Source organism: Candidatus Burkholderia verschuerenii (assembly GCF_001189365.1).
Lineage (GTDB): Bacteria > Pseudomonadota > Gammaproteobacteria > Burkholderiales > Burkholderiaceae > Caballeronia > Caballeronia verschuerenii.
Genome location: NZ_LFJJ01000412.1, coordinates 1 through 1,846, shown reverse-complemented (window position 1 = coordinate 1,846; position 1,846 = coordinate 1). Strand labels below are relative to the sequence as shown.

Annotated in this window: 1 protein-coding gene and 1 pseudogene; one reads left to right on the top strand and one right to left on the bottom strand. The window is 63.4% G+C overall.

Annotation, left to right across the window (positions count from 1 at the left end; genetic code table 11):
* The first annotated feature begins 275 nt into the window (after positions 1-275).
* Positions 276-739 (top strand): annotated as a pseudogene (locus BVER_RS29255) (GNAT family N-acetyltransferase).
* Positions 740-763: 24 nt separating this feature from the next.
* On the opposite strand, the gene BVER_RS29250 reads toward BVER_RS29255, so the two are convergent.
* Positions 764-1,585 (bottom strand): AraC family transcriptional regulator, encoded by an 822-nt coding sequence (locus BVER_RS29250; RefSeq protein ID WP_050456191.1) that lies wholly within the window; start codon positions 1,583-1,585, stop codon positions 764-766.
* Between the last annotated feature and the right edge of the window lie 261 nt (positions 1,586-1,846).

Here is a 1,846-nt window from a genome sequence, read left to right as displayed (position 1 = left end):
CCGCACTACACAACGTGCTGACGATTGCCTACTTCGATCGTCTTGGCATGCCTCGCCTCACATAACCTCAACTTCCCGAACCGCCCGGTGCGGACCCGCACGCCGGGTGGTGTGGCAGGGGACCGGCTAGCTTGCTGGCCGCCCCTATGCCGATTGGCCGCGACTTTTTGTTCCGCGTGCCGCCCGCCTTCCAGATTGTCAGCCGGTAGTTTTGTCCATTGCCAGTCCGCGCGCGCTGACTTAGTGTTGATGCACCTGTGCCCAGCGTGCATGCAATGCTCGACCCGACCGAAGATCTCTCGCTGTTCCAGCTCCGTCAGGCGACGATGGCCGACTTCGCCTTCGCCGAGGCGCTCACGCACGACAATATGGTCGGCTATTACCGGCGGCACAATCTCGTCTGGCGCGGCGATCTGTTTCTGTCGAGCTGGCGCGAATCGGAGAACTTTGTCCTGCAGGCGGACGGCGTGCCGATCGGCGTCATGCGAGTCACCGAGGAAGACAATTCCCTCCATATTCGCGATGTGCAGATCGCCAAGGGCTATCGCGGGCGCGGAGCGGGGACGTTCTGCTGAATACGGCGCATCGATGGGCGCGGGCGAGGGGGCTCGCGGAGTGTCAACTGCGCGTCTTCGTCGATAACCCCGCCGCGCGGCTCTACGCGCGGCTCGGCTATCGGCCGGCGGGTCCGCGTCTCGCGCAATTGGGCGCGATCCGGCATATGGTCCGGCGCGTCTGACCGGACATCGACGCTTATCGACGCTTACTGCGGCTCCTCGTGACGATCGCGCGCGAAGAACTCGCGCGGACTCTGGCCGAAAGCGCGCCGGAACATCGCCGAAAACGCGCTCTGACTTTGATAGCCGGATTCCTGTGCAACTTGCGCAAGCGGCCGGCCCTGGCTCAGCAGTGGAATCGTGCGCGCGAGCACGGCCTGCTGACGCCATTGCGAAAAACTCACGCCCAACTCACGCTGAAACAGCCGCGCGATGGTGCGCGTGCTGGCGCCGGCCTCCGCCGACCATCGTTCTAGATCGGAATTCGACGGATCGGCGAGCACGGCGTCGCAGAGGGCGCGCAGCCGTTTTTCGTTGGGCATCGGCACGGAAAGCGGCAGCGGCTGCGAGCGGATGATCTCGTCGAGCGCGAGCGTGCCCAGCAGGCGTTCGCGCTGGCGCGTGATCGCGATATCGTCGAGTGCGGCGATCACTTCGCGCAGCAGCGGCGACACCTCGACCACGCGACACGCGCCCAGTCCCGCCGGCACGACGCTCGCATCGACATACAGCGTGCGCATGAACGCGTTCTCGACGATGACCACCTCGTGCGTCACATTCGGCGGAATCCAGATGGCGCGGGAGGGCGGCACCATCCAGGTCGAATCGGCGGTCGCGACGCGCAGTACGCCGCGCGACGTGTACGCGACCTGCGCCCACGGATGCGTATGCAGCGCGATACGCACGCCATACGGCATCGGGCGCGACCGCACGCGAATCGGATGGTCGAGCGTCGGCGAGTGTTCGACCGGAATGTCGAGATGCTCGACGTTTTCGCCCGACACTTTCGGTTCGGCCAGCGTTGGCATATTTCCCTTGGTCGTTACTCGGACTTTCTCGATGTTAATCGAAAGCCGCATCGGCTTTTCGGCGACGTTTTCGGCAGCGCATAATGCGCCGTCCATCCCGATTCGAAAAAGGAGCGCCGGTTTCGATGCAATACGTAGTCGGCCCTTCAGAATTAGTCGAAGTCAAGGGTGGCAAGGGGCCGCCGGAAGATCGTGTTTCCCAGAACTCCCAGAAGCAATATTGATCTGAATGGTTTCCTGGGAGTTTGGAACTTCGCCGAT